Consider the following 22,847-nt stretch of genomic DNA (forward strand, 5'->3'; position numbering starts at 1 on the left):
CGGGCTCCACGCGCGCGTTGCGTTCGCCTACGCGGGCCCCGCCGCCCCGTCCGTGAAGTGCACCGTGCCGAACTGCGGGTCGACGCGCAGGTAGGCGGGCTCGAACGGCTGTCCGTCCACCCGGCTCGGCGCGGGACCGAACCGCTCCAGCTCGGCGGCGCTCGGCTCATGGGCCTCGCACCGGCCCACGACCTGTACGGTCCACAGGCTCTCGCCGGGCCGCGCCGAGGTCAGGTTGTCCGCTCCGTACGCGACGACGCTCCCGGCGCACACCTGGTGGTACCCCCAGCTCGCGGGCATGCGCAGCAGGACCCGGCCGTCGGCCACGATGTGCCGCGCGAGGGCGAGGAAGGGCAGGGCGCGCATGGTGGTGGCCGCCCGGCCGTAGGCGGTACGGCCGAGCAGGCCGACGGCGAGCTGTTCGTCGGAGGGCATGGAATCACTGTGCGGGAGCGGCGGACAGCGGAACAGAGTCGCCCGCCCCGGCAGGGCGGGACGTAAGTCCCGAATAAGTCCGGGCGGACCGGGGTGCCGGGGCCCGTCAGCGGTTCTCGGCCTCCAGCCGGGCCACGAAGGCGGCCGCCTGCGAGCGCCGCTGCATGCCGAGCTTGCCCAGCAGGCTCGACACGTAGTTCTTGATCGTCTTTTCGGCCAGGTGCAGCCGTTCACCGATGGCGCGGTTGGTCAGGCCCTCGCCGATCAGGTCCAGGATGCGGCGCTCCTGGTCGGTGAGGCGGGCCAGCCGGTCGTCGGGCTTCGCCCCGCCGCCGCGCAGCCGCTCCAGCACGCGCGCGGTGGCCGCCGGATCGAGCAGCGACTTCCCGGCCGCCACCTCCCGCACGGCGCCGAGCAGCTCGGCGCCGCGGATGTCCTTGAGGACGTAGCCGGAGGCGCCGGCCATGATCGCGTCGAAGAGGGCCTCGTCGTCGGCGAAGGAGGTCAGCATCAGGCAGCGGACGGACTCGTCCCGGGAGCGGATGTCCCGGCAGACCTCGACGCCGCTGCCGTCCGGCAGCCGTACGTCCAGCACCGCGACGTCCGGGCGGACGGCCGCGACCCGGGCCTGTGCCTCGGCGGCCGTACCGGCCTCGCCCACCACCTCGATGTCGGCCTCGCCGGCGAGCAGATTGTGCACCCCGCGCCGGACCACCTCGTGGTCGTCGAGGAGGAATACCCGGATTTTTCCGTCTTCGCGCACGCGGTCAGTGTCACACACCGGCTCTTCCCGTGCCCGGGGTGGCCGGGATAACGTGCCGTTGTTCCGGCCCCCTGCAAGGCTGTGACCAGTAAAACTTCCGCCCTACGCCGATTTACTTGGAAATCCGAGTAAAAACGCAGGTCAGGAGGGGTTTCACAGAAATGTGGAGCACTGGGTAACGTGCTGTTCGCAGGGCGCTCGCCGGGGCACCTGTCACGCCTGTTCCCGATCGGGCCGCACCCACCCTTGTGCGTCCGCCGGGCCGCAGGTGAGCCGCACTGGCTTCCGGCGAACCCGGGGGCCGGACCGACGGAGGAGCACACGTGACCGAGAGCACTGCCGCGCGCAAGCCGCGACGCAGCGCCGGAAGCAAGGCGGCCGGCACCACCGGCACCAAGGCGGCCGGGACCACCGGCAGCAAGGCCGGCACCGGCAAGCGCACCACTCGCACCACCAGCACCACCCGTAACGCTGCCAAGAAGGGCTCCGAGACGGAGCTGGTGCAGCTGCTGACGCCCGAGGGCGAGCGCGTCGAGGACGCCGCTTACGCCGAGTACGCCTCGTACGTCGCCGACATCACCCCGGACGAGCTGCGCGGCCTGTACCGCGACATGGTGCTCACCCGGCGCTTCGACGCCGAGGCCACCGCCCTGCAGCGCCAGGGCGAGCTGGGCCTGTGGGCCTCCCTGCTGGGCCAGGAGGCCGCCCAGATCGGTTCCGGCCGGGCCACTCGCGAGGACGACTACGTCTTCCCGACCTACCGCGAGCACGGCGTCGCCTGGTGCCGCGGGGTGGACCCGACCAACCTGCTCGGCATGTTCCGCGGTGTGAACAACGGCGGCTGGGACCCCAACAGCAACAACTTCCACCTGTACACGATCGTCATCGGCTCGCAGGCGCTGCACGCCACGGGCTACGCCATGGGCGTGGCCAAGGACGGCGCCGACTCGGGCGTGATCGCGTACTTCGGCGACGGCGCCTCCAGCCAGGGCGACGTCAGCGAGGCGTTCAACTTCGCCGCCGTCTACAACGCGCCCGTCGTGTTCTTCTGCCAGAACAACCAGTGGGCGATCTCCGAGTCCAACGAGAAGCAGACCCGGGTGCCGCTCTACCAGCGCGCCCAGGGCTTCGGCTTCCCCGGCGTCCGCGTCGACGGCAACGACGTGCTGGCCTCCCTCGCGGTCACCCGCTGGGCCCTGGACCGGGCCCGGCGCGGCGAGGGACCGGCGCTGATCGAGGCGTACACGTACCGCATGGGCGCCCACACCACCTCGGACGACCCCTCCCGCTACCGGCACGACGACGAGCGTGCCGCCTGGGAGGCGAAGGACCCGATCCTGCGCCTTCGCCGCTTCCTGGAGTCCGCAAACCACGCGGACGAGGGATTCTTCGCGGAACTGGAGGCGGAGAGCGAGACGTTGGGCAAACGAGTGCGCGAAGTGGTCCGTGCCATGCCGGACCCGGACCGGTTCGCCATCTTCGAGAACGTGTACGCGGACGGGCACGCGCTCGTGGACGAGGAGCGGGCGCAGTTCGCCGCGTACCAGGCATCGTTCGCAGACGCAGAGGGGGTCTGACATGGCAGCGGAGAAGATGGCGCTGGCGAAGGCGATCAACGAGTCGCTGCGCCGCGCGCTGGAGTCGGACCCCAAGGTCCTGATCATGGGCGAGGACGTCGGCAAGCTCGGCGGTGTCTTCCGGGTCACCGACGGCCTCCAGAAGGACTTCGGCGAGGACCGGGTCATCGACACCCCGCTCGCCGAGTCCGGCATCGTCGGCACCGCGATCGGCCTGGCCCTGCGCGGGTACCGGCCGGTGGTGGAGATCCAGTTCGACGGCTTCGTCTTCCCGGCCTACGACCAGATCGTCACCCAGCTGGCGAAGATGCACGCCCGCTCGCTGGGCAAGGTCAAGATGCCGGTCGTCATCCGCATCCCCTACGGCGGCGGCATCGGCGCGGTCGAGCACCACTCCGAGTCCCCCGAGGCGCTGTTCGCGCACGTGGCGGGCCTGAAGGTGGTCAGCCCGTCCAACGCGGCGGACGCGTACTGGATGATGCAGCAGGCCATCCAGAGCGACGACCCGGTGATCTACTTCGAGCCCAAGCGCCGCTACTGGGACAAGGCCGAGGTCGACAAGGAGGCCATCCCGGGCCCGCTGCACGCCGCGCGCGTGGTGCGCGAGGGCACCGACCTCACGCTGGCCGCCTACGGCCCGATGGTGAAGCTCTGCCAGGAGGTCGCCGACGCGGCCGCCGAGGAGGGGCGTTCCCTGGAGGTCGTCGACCTGCGCTCGATCTCGCCGGTCGACTTCGACACCGTCCAGGCGTCGGTGGAGAAGACCCGCCGCCTGGTCGTGGTCCACGAGGCGCCGGTGTTCCTGGGCTCGGGCGCGGAGATCGCCGCCCGGATCACGGAGCGCTGCTTCTACCACCTGGAGGCCCCGGTGCTGAGGGTCGGCGGCTACCACGCCCCGTACCCGCCGGCGCGTCTGGAGGAGGAGTACCTGCCCGACCTGGACCGGGTGCTGGATGCCGTCGACCGCTCGCTGGCGTACTGAGGAGGGGAGCGTGACGACGATGACGGACAGCTCCGTGCGTGAGTTCAAGATGCCCGACGTGGGCGAGGGGCTCACCGAGGCCGAGATCCTCAAGTGGTACGTCCAGCCCGGTGACACGGTCACCGACGGGCAGGTGGTGTGCGAGGTCGAGACGGCCAAGGCCGCCGTCGAACTGCCCATCCCCTACGACGGCGTGGTCCGCGAGCTGCACTTCCCCGAGGGCACCACGGTCGACGTCGGTACGTCGATCATCGCGGTGGCCGTCGGCGACGGTGCGGCGGCGGCCGCGGAGCCGGTGCAGGAGGCCGTGGCGGACACGCCGGCCACCGCCGAGGCGGAGGAGCCGAAGCCGGAGGGCCGCCAGCCGGTCCTGGTCGGCTACGGGGTCTCCACCTCCTCGACCAAGCGCCGCCCCCGCAAGGGCGCCCAGGCCCCGGCCGACGCCCAGGGGGCGTCGGCGGCGATCCAGGCCGAGCTGAACGGCCACGGACCGGCCGCACCCGCGGCACCGGCAGCTCCGGCCACCGGGGACCGTCCGCTGGCCAAGCCTCCGGTCCGCAAGCTCGCCAAGGACCTCGGAGTCGACCTGGCGACCGTGGTCCCCACCGGCCCGGACGGCATCATCACGCGTGAGGACGTCCACGCGGCGGTGTCCAACCAGCCCGCGACGCCCGAGTCGCAGGCGGCCCCCGCCGCCGTCGCGCCCGCCCCGTCCCCGACGGCGGCACCGGCGTCGTACGACACCACGCGCGAGACCCGCATCCCCGTCAAGGGCGTGCGCAAGGCGACGGCGGCGGCGATGGTCGGCTCGGCGTTCACGGCGCCGCACGTCACCGAGTTCGTGACGGTCGACGTGACGCGCACGATGAAGCTGGTCGAGGAGCTGAAGCAGGACAAGGAGTACGCGGGCCTGCGCGTGAACCCGCTCCTGCTGATCGCCAAGGCCCTGCTGGTCGCGATCAAGCGCAACCCGGACATCAACGCGTCCTGGGACGAGGCCGCCCAGGAGATCGTGGTCAAGCACTACGTCAACCTGGGCATCGCCGCCGCCACCCCGCGCGGTCTGATCGTCCCGAACATCAAGGACGCCCACGCCCGGACCCTGCCGCAGCTGGCGGGTGCGCTGGGCGAGCTGGTGTCGACGGCCAGGGAGGGCAAGACCTCCCCGGCCGCCATGCAGGGCGGCACGGTGACCATCACCAACGTCGGCGTCTTCGGCGTCGACACCGGTACGCCGATCCTCAACCCGGGCGAGTCCGCGATCCTCGCGGTCGGTGCGATCAAGCTCCAGCCGTGGGTCCACAAGGGCAAGGTGAAGCCGCGTCAGGTGACCACCCTCGCGCTGAGCTTCGACCACCGTCTGGTCGACGGCGAGCTCGGTTCCAAGGTCCTCGCCGACGTGGCGGCGGTCCTGGAACAGCCGAAGAGGTTGATCAGCTGGGCCTGACGGCCACGAATCGACTAGGTTCGTGACGGGAGGGGCGCCGCAAGTTGGAGTTGCGACGCCCCTTCCGCTGTGTCGTACCGGGGTCAGACCTGGTGCAGCACGTACACCGGAGCCCCGTCCTCGGACCCGCCCCGTGAGCGGATGCAGGCGTGGGTGCGCAGCAGCCGCAGGCATGCGTTGACCCGCCGGACGGAGAGCCCCGTACGGGCGGCGACCGACTCCAGCGGCTCCCGCAGCTCACCCTTCTCGACGAGCACCGGTGCGATGGCCCGGGCGACCGTCCACACGTCCTCCGTGACGGACAGGCGCTGCCGCCAGTCGGCCAGCACGGACTCCGTGGTCGGCACCGGGGCGGGACGGCCGCGGGGCACGCCCTGGTGGAGGCCGAGGGTGTCGAACCGGTCCGCGATGCGTTCCAGTGCCCGGACCATGGCCTGCTGCACGGCGAGAGTGGCCTGCTGGGTGGCGAGGGTGGCCTGCTGCGTGGACAGCATCTCCCGCTGCAGTGCGATCGACGTGCGTTGTCCCTCGGCCAGTTGCTCGTCCAGCTGCAAGTTGTGCGCCTCCAGCCGGACGATCGCCTCGGCCACCTGGTCCGGCATGGCGTAGGCGATGGGAGCGCCGGGCTCGGCGGGCTGCACCTCGGCCTCGTCCAGCGTGTAGGAGCCCTCGCGCTGCACGGTCTCGATGACTTCGGCGACCCACTGCTTGAAGGGGGCGCAGGCCGGTTTCGTGCAGGCGTTGACGAGGAGGATGAGACCTTGCAGAGAGATGACGTGCAAGTCTCGACGCCATCCTCTACCTGCGGGAATGCCGAGACTGTAACTTCCAGTTACGGTCTCGAGCAATTCTCGGTGTTCTTCTGGGACGTGGTCTGAGAGTGCCTTTCGAGAGTTGCTGTGTCCGAGTTCCTTGCACACGTCCACCGCCGGAAACCAGTGGCTTCCGTCCGGCATGGTCAGCCTCCGCACCCGTGCCCCGGTGGCCGCGTATACGAAGTCACTGGCGTCGATGGCCTCGTGCCGCGCGCCGGAGTTCTGTCGTTTGCTGGGTTCATTCATGTGAACCACCTCCGCCGCGGAACGTAGGGCGAAGCCAAGGGCATATGCCAGTCAGATCCGCAGATGTTCACGACTGCGAGCGAAGATGATCGAAAGAGCTGCGGCGGTCGCCAAGGGGCGTGTATCAGGCCCCGGGGCCGCGGTGTTCAGCCCCGGGGCCGCCGTGTTCAGCCGCGGGCCCGGTCCGTGCGCAGTGCGTTGAGCAGAGCCGCGCCGCGCTCGGCGTCGTCGACGCTCACCGCGAAGTCGCTCCGGCGGCCCCGGGGGCGTATGACCAGGCACTCGCCGGCGCGCAGCATCACCGTGGTGCCGAGGCCGCTGAGGCGGTAGCCCCAGCCTCCGACCTCGGCGGGACGGCGGACCTCCATCCGCGCCGTGTCGATGTCACCGGGGGCCCAGCGACGTCCCGGCCAGCCGAGCGGGCCGAAGGAGACCTCCAGACCCCGCTCCGACACGCGGGCCTGGACGGAGGAGGACACGGCGCAGGCGAGGGACGCGACGGCGCACCCGGCGAACAGTGCCCACAGGGCACCCGGGGCGGCCAGGCCGCCGAGCAGGGCGACGAGCGCGCCCACGGCCACCAGGCCGGTTGCGGCCGCAAGCAGCTGGAGCCAGGGATTGGCGGTCCGGGAGAACCAGACCAGCCTCCGGCCCTTCGGGATGTCCAGCGTGGGAGCGTCGTCGCCGGACGTCGTGCCGTCGTCCGCAGCGCCGCTCCGCCGGGTGACGAGCAGCCAGCCGGCCACTCCCGCGAGTACGGCCGCGACGAGGATCGCGACGACCCAGCCGGTGGGCTGACGGGCTTCGTGCCAGTCCGCGCGGTCCAGGTTGGAGCGGATGACCGCGGCCTGCACGCCGGCGAGGACGACGCCCAGGGGGAGCAGGGTCACGGCGGTCCAGGGACGCGCCGGCGGGCCCGCCCGCATCAGCGGGACGGTGACCGCGGCCGCCGTGACCAGCCAGATCAGCGCGGGGACGAGGGAGGCCGCCCACAGGGGCATCGAGCCGTCGGGGGACGTGCCGTTCAGGCCCCAGTGGGTCGCCAGCCGGTCGGGCAGCCGGTCCCTCGCCAGGAGCGGCATCCCGGCGAGGACGACCGTGACCCCGGCCGTCCACAGTGCCGTCGTCGTACGCCTCGCGGTCGTCCTGTCCGTCATGGCATCCCCCTGATCATGTCGATGAGATCGGTCCTGCTGTAGCCCAGCCGGGCCGCCTCGGTGAGCAGTTCCCTTACCCGGATCTGAAGTTCGGAGTGCGGCCGGGCGCCCTCGGCCACCGTCACCCCCCGGCCCCGGCGGAACTCCAGCAGGCCCTCGTCGCGCAGGCCGCGCAGTGCGCGCAGCACGGTGTTGACGTTGACGTCCAGGGCCTCGGAGAGGTCGCGGGCCGAGGGAAGGCGGTCCCCCGGCGCGCACTCGCCCTCGGCGATGGCGCGCCGGACGGCGCCGGCCACCTGTTCGTGCAGGGGCCGGGTGTCGGTCTTGTCCAGACTCAGCAGCATGGTGCTAATGAAACTATCACCATGCACTTCATCCGTACAGCGCCGTACAGCGCCGTACAGCGCCGTACAGCTCGGGACAGCCCCGCAGCCCGGCAGTCGTTCGCGAGATCCGTACGGCGAAAGGGGCCCGTCGCCGGTGCGACGGGCCCCTTCGTGGCTGTGCGGTGGTGCGTGGTGCTGTGCGCGGGTTACTTCGTGAAGGCGTAGTCCATGAGCCTGGTGGCGTCCTTGGCGCGCTGTGCCGACGACGAGGACGCCAGCACCGTGCCGATGACGGTCTTGCCCTTCCGGGTCGCGGCGAAGACCAGGCAGTACTTGGCCTCCGGGCCGGACCCCGTCTTCACGCCGATCGCACCGCTGTAGCTGCCCAGCAGCGTGTTGGTGTTGGTCCAGGGCGCCATCGTCCGGGTGCCGCCCTTCTTGGTCTTCGTCTTCGCCGTGTACTTCTTGGTCTTGACGATGGTGCGGAAGGTGGAGTTCTTCATGGCGCTGCTCGCGAGTTTCGTGAGGTCGCGCGGCGTGGAGTAGTTCTTGCCGTTGCCGATGCCGTCGAACGAGTCGAAGTGCGTGTTCTTCAGGCCGAGGCTCTTGGCGGTCGCGTTCATCTTGCCGATGAACGACTTCACGCGTGCCGCCCTGGTCTTGCCCGAGCCGAACTTGTCGGCCAGCGCGTACGCGGCGTCGCAGCCGGAGGGCAGCATCAGCCCGTACAGCAACTGGCGGACCGTCACCTTGTCGCCGACGATCAGGCGGGCGGAGGAGGCGTTCTTCGACACGATGTAGTCGCTGTACGCCATCTGGATCGTGACCTTGGCGTCCAGGTTCAGCTTCGGCTGGGCGAGTACGACCTTCGCGGTCATGATCTTGGTCGTGGAGCCGGTGGAACGCTTGGTGTCGGCGGCCTTGGTGTAGAGCGACCTGCCCGTCGCGTTGTTCATGACGAAGCCGCCCTTGGCGGCGATCGAGGGTGCGGTGGGCGCCCGTACGGCGGCCGCGGGAGCGGTGCGCCCGGGTGCGGCGGCCTGGGCCGGCGCGGTGGCGAGGGCTCCGGTGGCGAGGACGGCGCCGCTGGTCAGGGCGACGGCGAGGGCCTTGCGCAGACGGCTGCCCGGAATGGTGTTCATTGAGTTGGATACCCCGATTGTGGTGAAGTCACCTGAGACGCGGCCGAGTTGTGGTCGGTGGAACGGTGGAGCCGTGGCCGCGTCAGTGCGACACCCGAAGGGGGTCAATGGTTGTGCGGAGGGGTGCGGGGCGGTGCCGGGTTCCCCCTGACGGATGAACGGGGCGGCGGTGGCGGGGGCCGGCCGGTCGGCGTCCGATGTTCGGCGCCCTGCGTCCGGCGCCCGACGTTCGGCGTCCGGATGCTGGAACGGATCCCTCTTGTGTCCCTGTTGTATCTATCCTGTCGGCATGACCACGGCAGTGAAGCAACCCCCCGCGGCGGACCGCGTCTACACCCACGTCAAGCAGGGCGTCCTCGAGCGCCGCTACGAGGGCGGGACGCTGCTCACCGAGGGGGAGCTGGCCGAGGCCGTCGGCGTCTCCCGCACCCCGGTGCGCGAGGCGCTGCTGCGACTGGAGGTCGAGGGGCTGATCCGGCTCTACCCCAAGAAGGGCGCCCTGGTCCTGCCCGTCTCCGCGCAGGAGATCGCGGACGTGGTGGAGACCCGGCTGCTGGTCGAGGAGCACGCGGCCAGGAAGGCCGTACCCGCCCCGCCCGGGCTGGTCGAACGGCTGGAGGAGCTGCTCGCCCGGCAGCAGGAGCAGGCCGCCGCCGGTGACTTCGCCGCCGCCTCCGTCACCGACCGCTGCTTCCACGCCGAGATCGTTCGCAGCGGCGGCAACGAGATCCTCTCCCGCCTCTACGACCAGCTCCGCGACCGCCAGCTGCGCATGGGCGTCGCCGTCATGCACTCCCACCCCGACCGGATCGCCCACACCCTCGCCGAGCACGAGGAGATCCTCGACGCGCTGCGCGCCGGGGACGCGGAGGCGGCCGTGGGTGTGGTGCGCCGGCACGTGGGGTGGTTCTCGCACCTGGCCCGGGGGGAGGTCCGATGAGTACGGCCACCTCGGCCGGCCGCGCCCTGCCCGGTGATCCGCCCGGCGGCCGGCGTGCGATCGCCGTGTGGGGCATCGGCGTGTCCGTCTACTTCGTCGCGGTCATCTTCCGTACGTCCCTCGGGGTCGCCGGTCTCGACGCCGCGGACCGCTTCCACGTCAACGCCTCCGCGCTGTCCACCTTCTCCATCCTCCAGCTGCTGGTCTACGCCGGTATGCAGATACCCGTCGGCCTGCTGGTCGACCGGCTCGGTACGAAGAAGGTGCTGGGCATCGGCGTCGTGCTGTTCACGGCCGGGCAGCTGGGCTTCGCCTTCTCCCCGTCGTACGGCATGGCGCTGGCCTCGCGGGCGCTGCTGGGCTGCGGGGACGCGATGACGTTCATCAGCGTGCTGCGGCTGGGCACCCGGTGGTTCCCGGCCCGGCGCGGGCCGATGGTCGCCCAGCTGGCCGGCCTGGTCGGCATGGCGGGCAACCTGGTCTCCACCCTCGTCCTGGCCCGGCTGCTGCACGGCATCGGCTGGACGGCGGCCTTCGCGGGCAGCGCCCTGGCGGGTGTCGTCGTCTTCGTCCTGCTGCTCCTCTTCCTCAAGGACCACCCCGAGGGCCACGAGCCGGAGCCGCTGCCGCACCAGGGGGCCGCGTACGTACGGCGGCAGATCGCCATGTCCTGGCGGGAGCCGGGGACGCGGCTCGGGCTGTGGGTGCACTTCACCACCCAGTTCCCGGCGATGGTGTTCCTGCTGCTGTGGGGGATGCCGTTCCTGGTCGAGGCGCAGGGGCTGTCCCGGGCCACGGCCGGCACGCTGCTCACCCTCGTCGTGCTGTCCAACATGGTGGTCGGCCTGGTCTACGGCCAGATCATCGCCCGGCACCACGCGGCGCGGCTGCCGCTGGCGCTCGGCACGGTGGGGGCGACCGCGCTGCTCTGGGCGACGACGCTGGCCTACCCGGGCGAGCACGCGCCGATGTGGCTGCTCGTGGTGCTGTGCACGGTGCTGGGGGCGTGCGGGCCGGCGTCGATGATCGGCTTCGACTTCGCGCGGCCGGCGAATCCGGCGGAGCGGCAGGGGACGGCGTCGGGGATCACGAACATGGGCGGCTTCGTGGCGTCGATGACCACGTTGTTCGCGGTGGGGGTGCTGCTGGACGCGACGGGGGACGACTACGCCGTGGCGTTCTCGTCCGTGTTCGTGCTCCAGGCGGTGGGACTGTCGCAGATCCTGCGGTTGCGCAAGCGGGCCGCGCTGCGGGAGCGGGAGCGGTTGGTGGCGAGCCGGGTGGAGACGGTGCACGTGCCGGTGTAGGCCCCCGGCGTGCGGGCGGGGCGGGGGTAGGTCGCGCTGACCGGCGCCGGCCGGGTGCCGCTGCGCCCACCCGTGCCGCCCCAGCGGCACGACTGCCCGCAGCTAGGGCGTCACCGTGAAGTTGCGCAGGATCGCCTCCGCCAGGTCCGGGTCGCCCTCCGTCTTGATGCGGTCCTTCGACGCCTCCGGGGTCACCCGGCCGCAGGCGAGGCGGAAGTAGGTCTCCCAGTCGAGGGTGAGGGTGGCGGCGGGGCCCAGGGCCGGGGACGATTCGAGGGTGCCGCGGCCCTGGATGTCGACGCGGATGGTGCGCAGGAACTCGACCGGGCCGTGGACGTCGAAGACGACGGCCGAGCTGCGCGGGGCGTCCGCCCGGTCGGCGACGACGGCGGGCAGCTCGTCGAGCAGCACGTCACGTGCGACGTGCGCGCCGGGGGAGTCGAGGTTGCCGGGACGGCCGAGGGCCGTGCGCAGGTCCTGCTCGTGCGCCCACACGTCGAAGGCGTGCCGGCGCATCGCGTCCTGGAGGGTCAGCTCGGTGCCGAGCGGGCCGCGCACCTTGGTGCCGGGGTCCCGCGACTCGTTGCGCAGCTGGCGGTTGCGCCGGATGATCATGTACTCCAGCTCGGACGTCATCTCCGGCGCCGTGTGGTGGCGGCGGACGTCGACCTGCATCTCCATGTAGCGCTGGTGGTCGTTGGTGACGTGGTAGAGGTCGCGCGGGAGCGTGTGGATGGGGCGGGGGTCGCCGAGCATCTCGGAGTCCAGGCCCAGGACGTGCGAGACGATGTCGCGCACCGACCATCCCGGGCAGGGGGTCCGGCGGTTCCACTCTGCCTCCACAAGCGGCTGGACCAGCTCCGATATCGCCTCGACGGAGTGAGTCCAGGCGTCGGCGTAGGGCTGGAGGGCGGGATGCAGACTCACGGAACGGGACCCCTCGGCGGTCGGTACACGGGCGGTTGGTGGCGGCGGTGCCAGTGGCGGCGGCGGCAGTCGGCGGGCGTCTTGAGAGGCTAAGTTACGCTGCTGTGCGGCACCCCGGCAGTGCTTTCGTGTGACGATCGTAGGCCCGTGTGGACGGCTCGAATGCCAGGACGGTGGTAGTGTGCGCGCCTCTTTGATCCAAATCGCCGTGAACGAGGACGAAACGGTCGAAGCGCGTCGCCTGCGGGCGGCTGCTCTGGTGAGGGAGCAGGCAGGCGCCGATCTCGTCGTGCTGCCGGAGCTGTGGACCACGGGTGCTTTCGCCTTCGACGCGTTCGACGCGGCGGCCGAGCCGCTGCGGGGACCGACGTACGAGGCGATGGCGAAGGCGGCGGCCGACGCGGGCGTGTGGCTGCACGCGGGGTCGGTTCCCGAGCGCGGTGCGGACGGCCGGCTGTACAACACCTCCCTCGTCCTCTCCCCCTCCGGCGACCTGGCCGCCTCCTACCGCAAGATTCACCGCTTCGGCTTCGACAAGGGCGAGGCCGTGCTGATGGGCGCGGGGCACGAGCCGGTGACGGTCCGGCTGGCGGACACCACCACCCTCGGCGTGGCGACCTGCTACGACCTCCGCTTCCCCGAACTCTTCCGCTCCCTCGTCGACCGAGGCGCCGAGACCCTCGTCGTGCCGGCGGGCTGGCCGGAGCGCCGCCGGTCCCACTGGACGCTGCTGGCCCGGGCGCGGGCGGTGGAGAACCAGGCGTACGTCCTCGCCTGTGGAACGGCCGGTACGCACGCGGGGGTTCCGCAGGCGGGTCACTCGATCGTGGTGGATCCCTGGGGCGAGGTGCTGGCGGAGGCCGGTGCGGACGAGGAGGTCCTCACGGTGGACTTCGACCCGTCGAAGGTGGCGCGGACCCGGGAGCAGTTCCCGGCCCTGAAGGACCGGGTGCTGGGCCTGGAGCCGCCGAGCGCGGAGCCCGCCGTGTGACGCGTGGTGTGGACGTCGTGTGACGTGTCGTGTCGTGCGTCGGGTTTGACCTTCCGGGTGACCGGCCGAGGATTCCGGTATGAGAAACACCGGTTCCTCCACGATTCGCCGCGTCCGGGTGGACCCCGCCGACGCCCACTTCGCGACGGCGTTCGAACTTCCGGCCGCCGGGCTTCCCCCGCTGGCGCCCGAGGAATGGGTGCGCGCCAGCTACGAGGACGTTCCGGTGATCCTGCGCGAACTGATCCGTGCGGGCTGGGCGGGCGTGCTGGGGCTGCGGCTGGGACCGCGCGCCTCGCGGCGGCACGTGGTGGGCTGGCGCGTGCTGGAGACCGGACCGGACCGGGTCGCCCTGGAGGCCCGCGCACCGTCGCTGACCGTGCGCAACGTCGTGACCGTCGACGACGCCCGGCTGCTCTGGGCGACCTACGCGCACTACGAACGCCGGGCCGGCCGGGTGCTGTGGTTCCTGGCCGCACCCGTGCACCACCTGGCCGTGCCCCTGCTCCTCGGCCGCGCCGTCCGCCGGACGGCCTGAGGAGCCCCGGCCGTGCCGGAGACGCGCGGGCCGCTCAGTCGTCCTCCCGTTCCTTCTCCGCCAGGTGGATCACGCACACCGTGAGGGCGATCAGCAGCGCCGGGTCCGCGTCGTCCCGTACGACGTCCACGCCGTAGGTGTCCCGGAGGGTCAGCCAGCGCCGGGAGACGACGGCCAGGAGTTCGCCGTCGTACTCGATGGCGAACTCCCGGTCGAGGATCTTGCCGCTGACGTCCAGTTCGGTGCCGTCGGCCAGGGTGACCCGGTAGTGGTTGCGCAGCAGGGAGAGACGTTTCCGCTTGAGGCGTGCCAGGGGCTCGCCGTCCCGCTCGATCACCATGGTGTCGCGCAGGGCGAACATCTTCTGGTGGATGTCGATGAGGACACGCCCCTGGGCGTCCTTCAGCTCCCAGGTGTCCCGCAGCCGCAGCGCCTTGCCGTCGACGAGGAAGACCTTGTTACCGCGGTCGTCCTCGATCCAGTAGTCGTCGCCGATGCCGAGGAGCCGGTCGTACACGAGGAATCTCATGCTCTGACCGCTTCCCCGCCGGGCGCCGCGGAACGCGGCCGGTAGGCCGACAGGCTGACTGCGCCGCGGTGTGCGTCCGGGCGGCTCAGGCGCCGTAACCGTCGCGGTAGCCGTCCTGCGTGTGGTGGTGGGGCCGGTCCTCGACGACCGGGGTCGCCGGTGGCATCACGACGCGGCGGCGCCGGGCGATGCTGCTGAACGTCGCGACGCCGATCAGGCCGACGACCATGAAGATCACGCCGACCAGGTCGAGGTTGACGCCCTGCATGTCCCAGTCGGTCGCGAACGTGAGGATGGCTCCCACGGCGATGAGGATGATGCACCCGCCGAGGCCCATGAGTGTTGCCTCCCTGTCAGATCCGGTCGGTTCCGGCTTTCCGGCCGATCCGGTTCCGTGCGGGTACCCAGGGCCTCAACCCTCATGCCGTGGGGACCTGTTGCGCGGTGGGGGCTACGGCTGGAGGAACGCCACCAGCGCGTTGGCCAGCAGGTGCGGGTCGTCGGCGCCGCACAACTCTCGGGCGCTGTGCATCGACAGGATGGCCACGCCGATGTCGACGGTGCTGATGCCGTGCCGGGCCGCGGTGATGGGGCCGATGGTGGTGCCGCACGGCATGGAGTTGTTGGAGACGAAGGTCTGGAAGGGGATGTCCGCCTTCTCGCAGGCCGCGGCGAACACGGCGCGGCCCGAACCGTCGGTGGCGTAGCGGTTGTTGACGTTGACCTTGAGGATCGGGCCGCCGTTGACGCGCGGGTGGTGCGTCGGGTCGTGGCGCTCCGCGTAGTTGGGGTGGACGGCGTGGCCCGTGTCGGAGGACAGGCAGACCGTGCCGGCGAAGGCACGCGCGCGGTCCTCGTAGGAGCCGCCGCGGGCGAACACTGATCGCTCCAGCACGCCGCCGAGCAGCGGTCCGTCGGCGCCCGTGTCCGACTGGGAGCCGGTCTCCTCGTGGTCGAAGGCGGCCAGGACGGGGATGTACGGCAGGTCGGCGCCGGACGTGGCGACGGCGGCCAGGGCGGCCGTACCGGCGTGCACGGACAGCAGGTTGTCCATCCGCGGTCCCGCCACCAGCTCCCGGTCGCGGCCCAGGTACGCCGGGGGTTCCACGGAGTGCGTCATCAGGTCCCAGCCGGTGACCTCGCCGCGGGCGAGGCCCGCCTCGTCCTCCAGGAAGGCGATCAGGTCGCCGTCGCGCACGCTGTCGCCCAGGCCCCAGACGGGCTGGAGGTGGCGCTGCTTGTCGAGCTTGAGGCCGTCCGCGGTGACGTTGCGGTCCATGTGGATGGCGAGCTGCGGGACGCGCAGCAGCGGGCGGTCCACGTCGACCAGGCGCGTCGAGCCGTCGCGCAGCGAGAGGCGGCCGGCCAGGCCCAGGTCGCGGTCGAGCCAGGAGTTCATCAGCGGGCCGCCGTAGATCTCCACGGCGACCTGGCGCCAGCCGTGCGCCCCGGTGTCCGGGCGGGGCTTGACGCGCAGGTTGGGGGAGTCGGTGTGGGCGCCGACGATGCGGAAGGGGGTGTGGGCTGCGGCGCCCTCCGGGACGTACCAGGCGACGATCGCGCCGCCGCGCAGCACGTACTTGCCGCCGCTCGTCCCCTCCCACGCGTCGGTCTCCGAGACCTGGCGGAAGCCGGCCTTCTCCAGCCGCTCGGCGGCACTCGCCACGGCGTGGTACGGGGTCGGGCTCGCCGACAGGAAGGTCATCAGGTCGTCGGTGTGGCCGCGGTCGAAGCGGGAGGGTGCGCTCATGGGTTCACCTTAACGACGTACGAGGACCCGCTTCCCGTGGAGCGGGAGCGGGCCCTCGTCGGGGTGTGTGGAATTGGTGGAGGGGCCGGGCCGGTCCTAGAAGGCGGCCTCGTCCAGCTCCATCAGGTCCAGCTCGACGCCCTGGGCGACCTTGCGGGCCAGGGTGAGGCCGGGCAGGACGTTCGCCGCGAAGAACTTCGCCGCGGCGATCTTGCCGGTGTAGAAGGCCTTGTCCTTCGCGGACGCGGTCGGTAGCTTCTCGGCGGCGATCGCGGCGCCCTTGAGGAGCAGGTAGCCGACGATCACGTCGCCGGAGGCCTGGAGCAGGCGGGTGGTGTTCAGGCCCACCTTGTAGATGTTCTTGACGTCCTGCTCGGTGGCGGCGAGGTCGGTGAGCATCAGGCCGACGATGGCCTCCAGCTCGACGGCGGCCTTGGCCAGGTGCTCGCGGGCGCCGGACAGCTCCTCGCCGCCGGTGGCGAGCGCCAGGAACTTCTTGATGTCCTCGGCGAGCGAGTTCAGCGCGGCGCCCTGGTTGCGGACGATCTTCCGGAAGAAGAAGTCCTGGCCCTGGATCGCCGTGGTGCCCTCGTACAGGGTGTCGATCTTGGCGTCGCGGATGTACTGCTCGATCGGGTACTCCTGGAGGAACCCGGAGCCGCCGAAGGTCTGGAGCGACTGCGCGAGCTGCTCGTACGCCTTCTCCGAGCCGTAGCCCTTCACGATCGGCAGGAGCAGGTCGTTGAGGGCGTGCTCGGTCGAGGCGTCCTCGCCGTTCGCCTCCTTGACCTGGATCTCGTCCTGGACGGAGGCGGTGTACATCACCAGCGCGCGCATGCCCTCGGCGTACGCCTTCTGCGTCATGAGGGAGCGGCGCACGTCCGGGTGGTGCGTGATGGTGACCTTGGGGGCCGCCTTGTCCATGAAGTTGGCCAGGTCGGGGCCCTGGACGCGCTCCTTGGCGTACTCCAGGGCGTTGAGGTAGCCCGTGGAGAGGGTGGAGATCGCCTTCGTGCCGACCATCATGCGGGCGAACTCGATGATGCGGAACATCTGGCGGATGCCGTCGTGCTTGTCGCCGATCAGCCAGCCCTTGGCGGGGTGGCGGTCGCCGAAGGTCATCTCGCAGGTGTTGGAGGCCTTCAGGCCCATCTTGTGCTCGACGTTGGTGGCGTAGACGCCGTTGCGCTCGCCCAGCTCGCCGGTCTCGAAGTCGAACTCGTACTTGGGGACCAGGAAGAGCGACAGGCCCTTGGTACCGGGGCCGGCGCCCTCGGGGCGGGCGAGGACGTAGTGGAGGATGTTCTCCGACATGTCGTGCTCGCCGGACGTGATGAAGCGCTTCACGCCCTCGATGTGCCAGGAGCCGTCCTCCTGCTGCACGGCCTTGGTGCGCCCGGCGCCCACGTCCGAACCGGCGTCCGGCTCGGTGAGGACCATGGTGGAGCCCCACTGCTTCTCGACGGCGACCGAGGCGATGTGCTTCTGGACCTCGTTGCCCTCCTCGAAGAGGATGCCGGCGAACGCCGGGCCCGAGGAGTACATCCACACGGCCGGGTTGGCGCCCAGGATCAGCTCCGCGTACGCCCAGATCAGGGAGCGCGGCGAGGTGGTGCCGCCGATCTCCTCGGGCAGGCCGAGCCGCCAGTACTCGGAGTCCATGAAGGCCTGGTAGCTCTTCTTGAAGGACGCCGGGACCGGTGCCGTGTTGGTCTCCGGGTCGAAGACCGGCGGGTTGCGGTCGGCGTCGGCGAAGGACTCGGCCAGCTCGTTCTCGGAGAGGCGGGTCAGCTCCTCGAGGACGCTCTTGGCGGTGTCGGTGTCCATCTCCGCGAACGGGCCCGTGCCGTAGACCTTGTCACGGCCGAGCACCTCGAAGAGGTTGAACTCGATGTCCCGGAGATTCGGCTTGTAGTGCCCCATGGCGACGGCTCCGTTGAGAGATCGGCGAGGCACTCGCTCCTCGCATCCGTACACGTACCAACTAGTAGCTACGATGATGCTACCCGTCGGTAATAAGAAGCAACCCCGGGCCGCCCATCTGTGACTCGTTACTCGTTACTCTGTGCTGCATGTACGGCTACGACCAGACCGCGGGCCAACAGCAGCAGCAGTACGCCCCGCCCCCGCAGCAGCCGATGGGCGGCGGGTACGGGCAGCAGCCGCCGCTGTACCCCGAGCCGTCCCCGCCCTCGCTCGCGGACGCGGTGCGCGCCTTCACCACCGGGCAGATGTCCGCCGAGGACTTCCAGCAGATCTTCGCGACCTCGAAGGTCTACTGCCCGCGCGGCGACAATCCCGGCTTCCTCGCGCTGCACAACACCCAGCAGCCGGTGATCCCGATGTTCACCGGCCTGAAGGAGCTGCGCCGGTACGCGGGCAAGGAGTCGAAGTACTTCGTGATCACCGGCGCGGAGGTGATCGACCTGCTGCCGACCGGCTACGGCTTCGTCCTGGACATGGAGGGCGAGCACCGGATGGTCTTCGACGCGAAAGCCGTCGAACAGATGGTCGATTTTGCCATGCGGCGCATGTACGGCTGACCTGTCGTCGTCGCTGCGAGCCCGGAGGGAATGCCCTCCGGGCTCTCTCTGTTTGAGGTGGCAAGAAGTTCAATGCTCAACTAAAGTGGGGCGCACGCCGCCCGAGGAGGTCGACATGCCTGCCGTGACCGTCGAGAACCCGCTGACGCTGCCCCGCGTATCCGCGTCCGCCGACGCCGTCGCACGCCCCGTGCTCACCGTCACGACCGCGCCCAGCGGTTTCGAGGGTGAGGGGTTCCCGGTGCGCCGCGCGTTCGCCGGGATCAACTACCGCCATCTCGACCCGTTCATCATGATGGACCAGATGGGTGAGGTGGAGTACGCGCCCGGAGAGCCCAAGGGCACCCCCTGGCACCCGCACCGCGGCTTCGAGACCGTCACCTACATCATCGACGGGATCTTCGACCACCAGGACTCCAACGGCGGTGGCGGCACCATCACCAACGGCGACACCCAGTGGATGACGGCCGGCTCCGGCCTGCTGCACATCGAGGCGCCGCCGGAGCAGCTGGTGATGTCCGGCGGGCTGTTCCACGGGCTCCAGCTGTGGGTGAACCTGCCGGCCAAGGACAAGATGATGGCCCCCCGGTACCAGGACATCCGCAGCGGCAGCGTCCAGCTGCTCACCTCCCCGGACGGCGGCGCGCTGCTGCGCGTCATCGCCGGTGAGCTGGACGGGCACGACGGCCCCGGCATCACGCACACGCCGATCACGATGGTCCACGCGACGCTGGCGCCGGGCGCCGAGGTCACCCTGCCCTGGCGCGAGGACTTCAACGGCCTCGCCTACGTCATGGCCGGGCGCGGGTCGGTGGGTGCCGAGCGGCGTCCGATCCACCTCGGGCAGACGGCCGTCTTCGGCGCCGGGGGCTCGCTGACCGTCCGCGCGGACGAGAAGCAGGACGCGCACACCCCGGACCTGGAGGTCGTGCTGCTCGGCGGGCGGCCGATCCGGGAGCCGATGGCCCACTACGGCCCGTTCGTGATGAACACCAAGGACGAGCTGATGCAGGCCTTCGAGGACTTCCAGAAGGGCCGCCTGGGCACCGTCCCGGCCGTGCACGGGATGTCGGACGAGGGCCCCGGCGCCTGACCGCGCGTCACCCGGGCGGGCCGTCCACGCAGGACAGCCCGCCCGGCGCGTGATCGGCTGGGGACGTGCAGCTGCTCCCCGGTCCGGTGCGCCGGTTCGCCGCCTGGTGCGCCGTCGTCCTGCTCGCCAGCGGTGTCGTCTACGTCGCTGTCAGGCTCTGCGTCGAGTTCCGCACCGCGGTGACTCCGGCGCTGCTCGCGCTGCTCGGCACCGCCCTGCTCCGGCCGCTGCACCGGCGGCTGGTGAAGGCCCACGTGCAGCGGTCGCTGGCCGCCGGGCTGACCTGCGTCGCCGTGCTGGCGGTGGTCGGCGGGGCCGTGTACATCGTGGTCTCCGCGCTCATCGAGACCGGCGACCAGATCATCGCCTCGCTCCGGCACGCGGCGAAGGGCGTCGCCGACCACTTCGGCGCGGCGGGGACCTCCCTGGACGACGTCGCCTCCAACGCCCGGGAGCTGATGGGCAAGTTCGGGGGGACGGCCGCCTCGGGCGTGGTGAGCGGGATCAGCGTCGTCGGCGAGATGATGGCCATGGCCGTCCTCGCCCTGCTCCTCGTCTTCTTCTTCCTGCGCGACTCCGACCGGGCCGTCGGCACGGTGCGCGCCGTCGCCCCGCCCGGCGGCGCCGACATGGTCGAGGCCATGGCCCGGCGGGCGTTCGGTGCCGTCGAGGGCTTCATGCGGGGCACCACCCTGATCGCCCTCATCGACGCGGTCTGCATCACGGTCGGGCTGCTCGTCCTGCGCGTGCCCGGCGCGGTCGGGCTCGGGGCGCTGGTCTTCGTCGGCGCCTACATCCCCTACCTCGGCGCGTTCATCTCCGGTGCCGTCGCCGTGCTGGTGGCGCTGGCCGACCGGGGGTTCGTCGTCGCGCTGTGGGCGCTCGGCGTGGTGCTGGCCGTGCAGGTGCTGGAGGGACATGTACTCCAGCCGATGATCCAGAGCCGTACCGTCCAGATGCACCCGGCCGTCGTGCTCCTCGCGCTCACCGCGGGCGCCTCGGTGGCGGGCATCCTCGGGATGCTCCTCGCCGTGCCCCTGACCGCGGCGGCGTTCGGGATCGTGCACGAGCTCCAGGGGCGTTACGAGGCCGCGGCCGCCCCCGGGCCGGGCGCGGGGCCGCAGCCCTCGCCGGGGGCCGCGGACTCGTAGATCTCGTACCAGATGCTCTTGCCCTCGCCGCGCGGTGCGACGCCCCAGGCGTCCGCGAGCAGCTCGATCAGCATCAGCCCGCGTCCGGAGGAGGCCATCTCCCCCGGCCGGCGTTTGTGCGGCAGGTCGTCGCCGTTGTCGGTGACCTCCACCCGGATCCGCCGGTCGCCAGGCTCCCCGACGACCTCGGCGACCAGCAGGGCGTCGGTGTCGGTGTGGACCAGGACGTTCGTCAGCATCTCGGAGAGCAGCAGTACCGCCGCGTCCCGCTGTTCCTCGCCCGGCCAGTCGTGCAGCAGGTCGCGCAGGTGCTGCCGGGCGGTGGCGATCCGCGCCGGCTCGGCCTGGGCGACCGTCAGCATCGTGCGGCGCACCGGCGCCCGGACCGCGGTGCTCTCCCCGCAGCCGCAGCCCTCGCCCTGCCGGCACAGCAGCAACAGCGCGATGTCGTCCTCGCGGCGGTCGGACAGCGGGCCGACGGTGTGGTGCGAGGAGGGCCCGTGCACGGCCTGGACCAGCGCGTCGGCCAGCTCCTCCAGGCCGCCCGCGTGTTCCTCCAGGATCACCCGCAGACGGTGCCAGCCGCTCTGCAGATCGTGGCCGCCGGTCTCGACCAGGCCGTCCGTGCACAGCATCAGGGTGTCCCCGGGCTCCAGGGCGAGGCGCGTCGTCGGGTAGTCGGAGTCCGGGTCGATGCCCAGCGGCAGCCCGCCCGCCGTGGCGAGGATCAGCGCCGTGCCGTCCGCCATGCGCACGACCGGGTCCAGATGCCCCGCGCGGGCGCTCTCCACGGTGCCGGTGGCGGGGTCGACCTCGGCGTAGTAGCAGGTCGCGAAGCGCAGGTCGCCGGGGTCGTCCGCGGAGGCGGCGAGGCCGTGGAAGAAGTGGGAGGCGCGGGCGAGCACCGCGTCGGGGCGGTGGCCCTCGGAGGCGTAGGCGCGCAGGGCGATGCGCAGCTGGCCCATCAGCCCGGCCGCCCGCACGTCGTGCCCCTGGACGTCGCCGATCACCAGCGCGAAACGGCCCCCGGGCAGCGGGATCATGTCGTACCAGTCCCCGCCCACCTGGAGGCCGCCGCCGGTGGGGACGTAGCGGGCGGCGACGTCCATGCCGGGGATCTCCGGGCCGAGCATCGGCAGCATGGAGCGCTGCAACCCCTCGGCCAGCTCCCGCTGGTTCTCGGCGGCGCCCGCCCGGGACAGGGCCTGGGCCAGCATCCGGGCCACCGTGGTCAGCACCGAGCGCTCGTCGGGAGTGAAGGCGACCGGGTAGGTGAAGGCCGCCATCCAGGCACCCATGGTGCGGCCCGCCACCGTCAGGGGGAGGAAGGCCCAGGAATGGCGGCCGAAGCGCTCGGCGAGGGGCCAGGTGAGGGGGTAGCGGTGCCGGTACTGCCCGGGGGAGGAGAGATAGACGGCCCGGCCGGTGCGCACCACCTCGGCGGCCGGGTAGTCCGTCTCCAGCGGCATGTCGACGAACGGGTTCATGTCGTTCTGGGGCTGCCCGTGGTGGCCGATGACGGTCAGCCGGTCCCCCGACACCCCGAACACCGCGAGGCCGTCCGGGGAGAACCCCGGCATCGACAGCCCGGCCGCGACCCGCAGCACCTCCTCGGTGGACCGCGCCTCGGCCAGCGCCCGGCCCGCGTCCAGCAGGAAGGCCTCCCGCGAGCGGCGCCACTCGCCGGTGACCGCGCTGCGCCCGGCGGGGGTGCCCGGCCTCGGCTCGGCGACCTCCTGGAGGGTGCCGGTCAGCACGTATGCCTTGCGCGCGGAGTCGAAGGAGGGCTTGGAGCGGCTGCGTACGACCCGGACGACATGGCCGCGCTCGTCCATGATCCGGATGCGGACCTCGGCGAGGGTCCCCTCGGCGACGGCGAGCTGGACCACCCCGGTGATCTCGTTCCAGTCCACCGGATGCAACCGGGCCCGTACCTGTGCCTCCGTGAGGGTCGCCGGTTCGGCGGGCAGCCCGAGCAGGCGGGCGGCCTCCCCGTCCACCGTGACCTCACCCGTGGCGGTGTCCCAGTGCCACAGTCCGGTCGCGAGGGCGGCGAGGACGTCCCCCACCTCGGGCAGGGGCTCACCAGTACGCATTGCCCCACTTTAAGAAGAGGTGATCGGACGCTGCCACCGCTCGCGGCGGCACCGGAGCGGCACCGGAGCGGCACCGGAGCGGCCCCGGGGCC

Annotated in this window: 22 protein-coding genes; 10 read left to right on the forward strand and 12 right to left on the reverse strand. The window is 71.4% G+C overall.

Going from position 1 to position 22,847, the window contains the following annotated elements; genetic code table 11:
- Positions 1–27: 27 nt before the first annotated feature.
- On the reverse strand, positions 28–435 hold the full coding sequence (locus Sco07f_RS06675; RefSeq protein WP_054103005.1) for a hypothetical protein: 408 nt from the start codon (positions 433–435) through the stop codon (positions 28–30).
- Between the two features lie 106 nt (positions 436–541).
- Positions 542–1,198, reverse strand: coding sequence for a response regulator (locus Sco07f_RS06680; RefSeq protein ID WP_042826572.1), 657 nt, complete (start codon positions 1,196–1,198; stop codon positions 542–544).
- A gap of 323 nt (positions 1,199–1,521) precedes the next feature.
- Between Sco07f_RS06680 and pdhA the strand changes: the two genes are divergently transcribed.
- Genes pdhA through Sco07f_RS06695 form a run of 3 tightly spaced genes read left to right on the forward strand, consistent with a single transcriptional unit; the run spans position 1,522 to position 5,204 of the window.
- A complete protein-coding gene (pdhA, locus tag Sco07f_RS06685; protein ID WP_007451671.1) occupies positions 1,522–2,775 on the forward strand; it encodes a pyruvate dehydrogenase (acetyl-transferring) E1 component subunit alpha in 1,254 nt (417 codons plus the stop codon).
- Position 2,776: 1 nt separating this feature from the next.
- Positions 2,777–3,757, forward strand: a complete 981-nt coding sequence (locus tag Sco07f_RS06690; RefSeq protein WP_007451673.1) for an alpha-ketoacid dehydrogenase subunit beta — start codon at positions 2,777–2,779, stop codon at positions 3,755–3,757.
- Between the two features lie 10 nt (positions 3,758–3,767).
- Positions 3,768–5,204: a dihydrolipoamide acetyltransferase family protein gene (locus Sco07f_RS06695; protein ID WP_167468040.1), complete on the forward strand. Its 1,437-nt coding sequence runs from the start codon at positions 3,768–3,770 to the stop codon at positions 5,202–5,204.
- An 83-nt stretch (positions 5,205–5,287) separates the two neighbouring features.
- On the opposite strand, the gene Sco07f_RS06700 is transcribed toward Sco07f_RS06695, so the two are convergent.
- The 4 genes from Sco07f_RS06700 to Sco07f_RS06715 all read right to left on the reverse strand — a co-directional run bounded on the left by Sco07f_RS06700 (position 5,288) and on the right by Sco07f_RS06715 (position 8,890).
- The gene (locus Sco07f_RS06700; protein WP_108987242.1) at positions 5,288–6,265 is read right to left on the reverse strand and encodes a BRO-N domain-containing protein; all 978 of its coding nucleotides are present in this window, start codon (positions 6,263–6,265) and stop codon (positions 5,288–5,290) included.
- Between the two features lie 167 nt (positions 6,266–6,432).
- A complete protein-coding gene (locus Sco07f_RS06705) occupies positions 6,433–7,422 on the reverse strand; it encodes a DUF1648 domain-containing protein (protein ID WP_108987243.1) in 990 nt (329 codons plus the stop codon).
- Positions 7,419–7,766 (reverse strand): GntR family transcriptional regulator, encoded by a 348-nt coding sequence (locus Sco07f_RS06710; RefSeq protein ID WP_007451644.1) that lies wholly within the window; start codon positions 7,764–7,766, stop codon positions 7,419–7,421. The genes Sco07f_RS06705 and Sco07f_RS06710 overlap by 4 nt, the downstream gene beginning before the upstream one ends.
- A 188-nt stretch (positions 7,767–7,954) precedes the next feature.
- Positions 7,955–8,890: a D-alanyl-D-alanine carboxypeptidase family protein gene (locus Sco07f_RS06715; RefSeq protein WP_108987244.1), complete on the reverse strand. Its 936-nt coding sequence runs from the start codon at positions 8,888–8,890 to the stop codon at positions 7,955–7,957.
- 289 nt (positions 8,891–9,179) lie between these two features.
- Between Sco07f_RS06715 and Sco07f_RS06720 the strand changes: the two genes are divergently transcribed.
- Entirely contained in the window at positions 9,180–9,830 is a 651-nt protein-coding gene (locus Sco07f_RS06720) for a GntR family transcriptional regulator (protein WP_007451677.1), read from the forward strand.
- A complete protein-coding gene (locus tag Sco07f_RS06725; RefSeq protein ID WP_087790216.1) occupies positions 9,827–11,137 on the forward strand; it encodes an MFS transporter in 1,311 nt (436 codons plus the stop codon). The genes Sco07f_RS06720 and Sco07f_RS06725 overlap by 4 nt, the downstream gene beginning before the upstream one ends.
- Positions 11,138–11,239: 102 nt before the next feature.
- Here Sco07f_RS06725 and Sco07f_RS06730 read toward each other — a convergent pair whose 3' ends face one another.
- Complete coding sequence (locus Sco07f_RS06730; RefSeq protein WP_007451648.1) at positions 11,240–12,064, reverse strand: maleylpyruvate isomerase family mycothiol-dependent enzyme; 825 nt, start codon at positions 12,062–12,064, stop codon at positions 11,240–11,242.
- A gap of 181 nt (positions 12,065–12,245) precedes the next feature.
- On the opposite strand from Sco07f_RS06730, the gene Sco07f_RS06735 reads away from it, so the two are divergent.
- Positions 12,246–13,055 carry a carbon-nitrogen family hydrolase gene (locus Sco07f_RS06735; protein WP_108987245.1) on the forward strand — a complete coding sequence of 270 codons (810 nt, stop codon included), beginning with the start codon at positions 12,246–12,248 and terminating at the stop codon, positions 13,053–13,055.
- Between the two features lie 79 nt (positions 13,056–13,134).
- Complete coding sequence (locus Sco07f_RS06740; protein ID WP_108987246.1) at positions 13,135–13,593, forward strand: DUF2867 domain-containing protein; 459 nt, start codon at positions 13,135–13,137, stop codon at positions 13,591–13,593.
- Between the two features lie 34 nt (positions 13,594–13,627).
- Here the strand turns inward: Sco07f_RS06740 and Sco07f_RS06745 are convergent, their stop codons facing one another.
- The 4 genes from Sco07f_RS06745 to Sco07f_RS06760 form a co-directional block, all read right to left on the reverse strand.
- Complete coding sequence (locus Sco07f_RS06745; protein WP_007451650.1) at positions 13,628–14,122, reverse strand: LURP-one-related/scramblase family protein; 495 nt, start codon at positions 14,120–14,122, stop codon at positions 13,628–13,630.
- Positions 14,123–14,207: 85 nt separating this feature from the next.
- Positions 14,208–14,459 carry a DUF6458 family protein gene (locus tag Sco07f_RS06750; RefSeq protein WP_007451652.1) on the reverse strand — a complete coding sequence of 84 codons (252 nt, stop codon included), beginning with the start codon at positions 14,457–14,459 and terminating at the stop codon, positions 14,208–14,210.
- 114 nt (positions 14,460–14,573) lie between these two features.
- A complete protein-coding gene (locus tag Sco07f_RS06755; protein WP_087790214.1) occupies positions 14,574–15,872 on the reverse strand; it encodes a M18 family aminopeptidase in 1,299 nt (432 codons plus the stop codon).
- Between the two features lie 96 nt (positions 15,873–15,968).
- Positions 15,969–17,795 carry an acyl-CoA dehydrogenase gene (locus Sco07f_RS06760; protein ID WP_007451657.1) on the reverse strand — a complete coding sequence of 609 codons (1,827 nt, stop codon included), beginning with the start codon at positions 17,793–17,795 and terminating at the stop codon, positions 15,969–15,971.
- 149 nt (positions 17,796–17,944) lie between these two features.
- Here Sco07f_RS06760 and Sco07f_RS06765 point away from each other — a divergent pair, with 149 nt between their 5' ends.
- From Sco07f_RS06765 to Sco07f_RS06775, 3 genes are all read left to right on the forward strand, one after another.
- Positions 17,945–18,415, forward strand: coding sequence for an SseB family protein (locus Sco07f_RS06765; RefSeq protein ID WP_003975142.1), 471 nt, complete (start codon positions 17,945–17,947; stop codon positions 18,413–18,415).
- Positions 18,416–18,530: 115 nt separating this feature from the next.
- On the forward strand, positions 18,531–19,508 hold the full coding sequence (locus Sco07f_RS06770) for a pirin family protein (protein ID WP_007451687.1): 978 nt from the start codon (positions 18,531–18,533) through the stop codon (positions 19,506–19,508).
- Between the two features lie 65 nt (positions 19,509–19,573).
- Positions 19,574–20,659 carry an AI-2E family transporter gene (locus Sco07f_RS06775; RefSeq protein ID WP_108987247.1) on the forward strand — a complete coding sequence of 362 codons (1,086 nt, stop codon included), beginning with the start codon at positions 19,574–19,576 and terminating at the stop codon, positions 20,657–20,659.
- On the opposite strand, the gene Sco07f_RS06780 is transcribed toward Sco07f_RS06775, so the two are convergent.
- On the reverse strand, positions 20,590–22,755 hold the full coding sequence (locus Sco07f_RS06780) for a SpoIIE family protein phosphatase (protein ID WP_087790210.1): 2,166 nt from the start codon (positions 22,753–22,755) through the stop codon (positions 20,590–20,592). The two genes, Sco07f_RS06775 and Sco07f_RS06780, sit on opposite strands and share 70 nt — an antisense overlap.
- Positions 22,756–22,847: the final 92 nt, after the last annotated feature.

The organism is Streptomyces coelicoflavus, from assembly GCF_003112555.1.
GTDB classification, from domain to species: domain Bacteria; phylum Actinomycetota; class Actinomycetes; order Streptomycetales; family Streptomycetaceae; genus Streptomyces; species Streptomyces coelicoflavus.

Excerpts from the sequence above, each read along its gene's own strand:
- Sco07f_RS06745 (WP_007451650.1), bottom strand. The coding sequence starts at position 14,122 with ATGAGATTCCTCGTGTACGACCGGCTCCTCGGCATCGGCGACGACTAC.
- Sco07f_RS06750 (WP_007451652.1), bottom strand. The coding sequence starts at position 14,459 with ATGGGCCTCGGCGGGTGCATCATCCTCATCGCCGTGGGAGCCATCCTC.
- Sco07f_RS06700 (WP_108987242.1), bottom strand. The coding sequence starts at position 6,265 with ATGAATGAACCCAGCAAACGACAGAACTCCGGCGCGCGGCACGAGGCC.
- Sco07f_RS06765 (WP_003975142.1), top strand. The coding sequence starts at position 17,945 with ATGTACGGCTACGACCAGACCGCGGGCCAACAGCAGCAGCAGTACGCC.
- Sco07f_RS06705 (WP_108987243.1), bottom strand. The coding sequence starts at position 7,422 with ATGACGGACAGGACGACCGCGAGGCGTACGACGACGGCACTGTGGACG.
- Sco07f_RS06755 (WP_087790214.1), bottom strand. The coding sequence starts at position 15,872 with ATGAGCGCACCCTCCCGCTTCGACCGCGGCCACACCGACGACCTGATG.
- Sco07f_RS06675 (WP_054103005.1), bottom strand. The coding sequence starts at position 435 with ATGCCCTCCGACGAACAGCTCGCCGTCGGCCTGCTCGGCCGTACCGCC.
- Sco07f_RS06780 (WP_087790210.1), bottom strand. The coding sequence starts at position 22,755 with ATGCGTACTGGTGAGCCCCTGCCCGAGGTGGGGGACGTCCTCGCCGCC.
- Sco07f_RS06760 (WP_007451657.1), bottom strand. The coding sequence starts at position 17,795 with ATGGGGCACTACAAGCCGAATCTCCGGGACATCGAGTTCAACCTCTTC.
- Sco07f_RS06690 (WP_007451673.1), top strand. The coding sequence starts at position 2,777 with ATGGCAGCGGAGAAGATGGCGCTGGCGAAGGCGATCAACGAGTCGCTG.
- Sco07f_RS06740 (WP_108987246.1), top strand. The coding sequence starts at position 13,135 with ATGAGAAACACCGGTTCCTCCACGATTCGCCGCGTCCGGGTGGACCCC.
- Sco07f_RS06770 (WP_007451687.1), top strand. The coding sequence starts at position 18,531 with ATGCCTGCCGTGACCGTCGAGAACCCGCTGACGCTGCCCCGCGTATCC.
- Sco07f_RS06725 (WP_087790216.1), top strand. The coding sequence starts at position 9,827 with ATGAGTACGGCCACCTCGGCCGGCCGCGCCCTGCCCGGTGATCCGCCC.
- Sco07f_RS06715 (WP_108987244.1), bottom strand. The coding sequence starts at position 8,890 with ATGAACACCATTCCGGGCAGCCGTCTGCGCAAGGCCCTCGCCGTCGCC.
- Sco07f_RS06710 (WP_007451644.1), bottom strand. The coding sequence starts at position 7,766 with ATGCTGCTGAGTCTGGACAAGACCGACACCCGGCCCCTGCACGAACAG.
- Sco07f_RS06720 (WP_007451677.1), top strand. The coding sequence starts at position 9,180 with ATGACCACGGCAGTGAAGCAACCCCCCGCGGCGGACCGCGTCTACACC.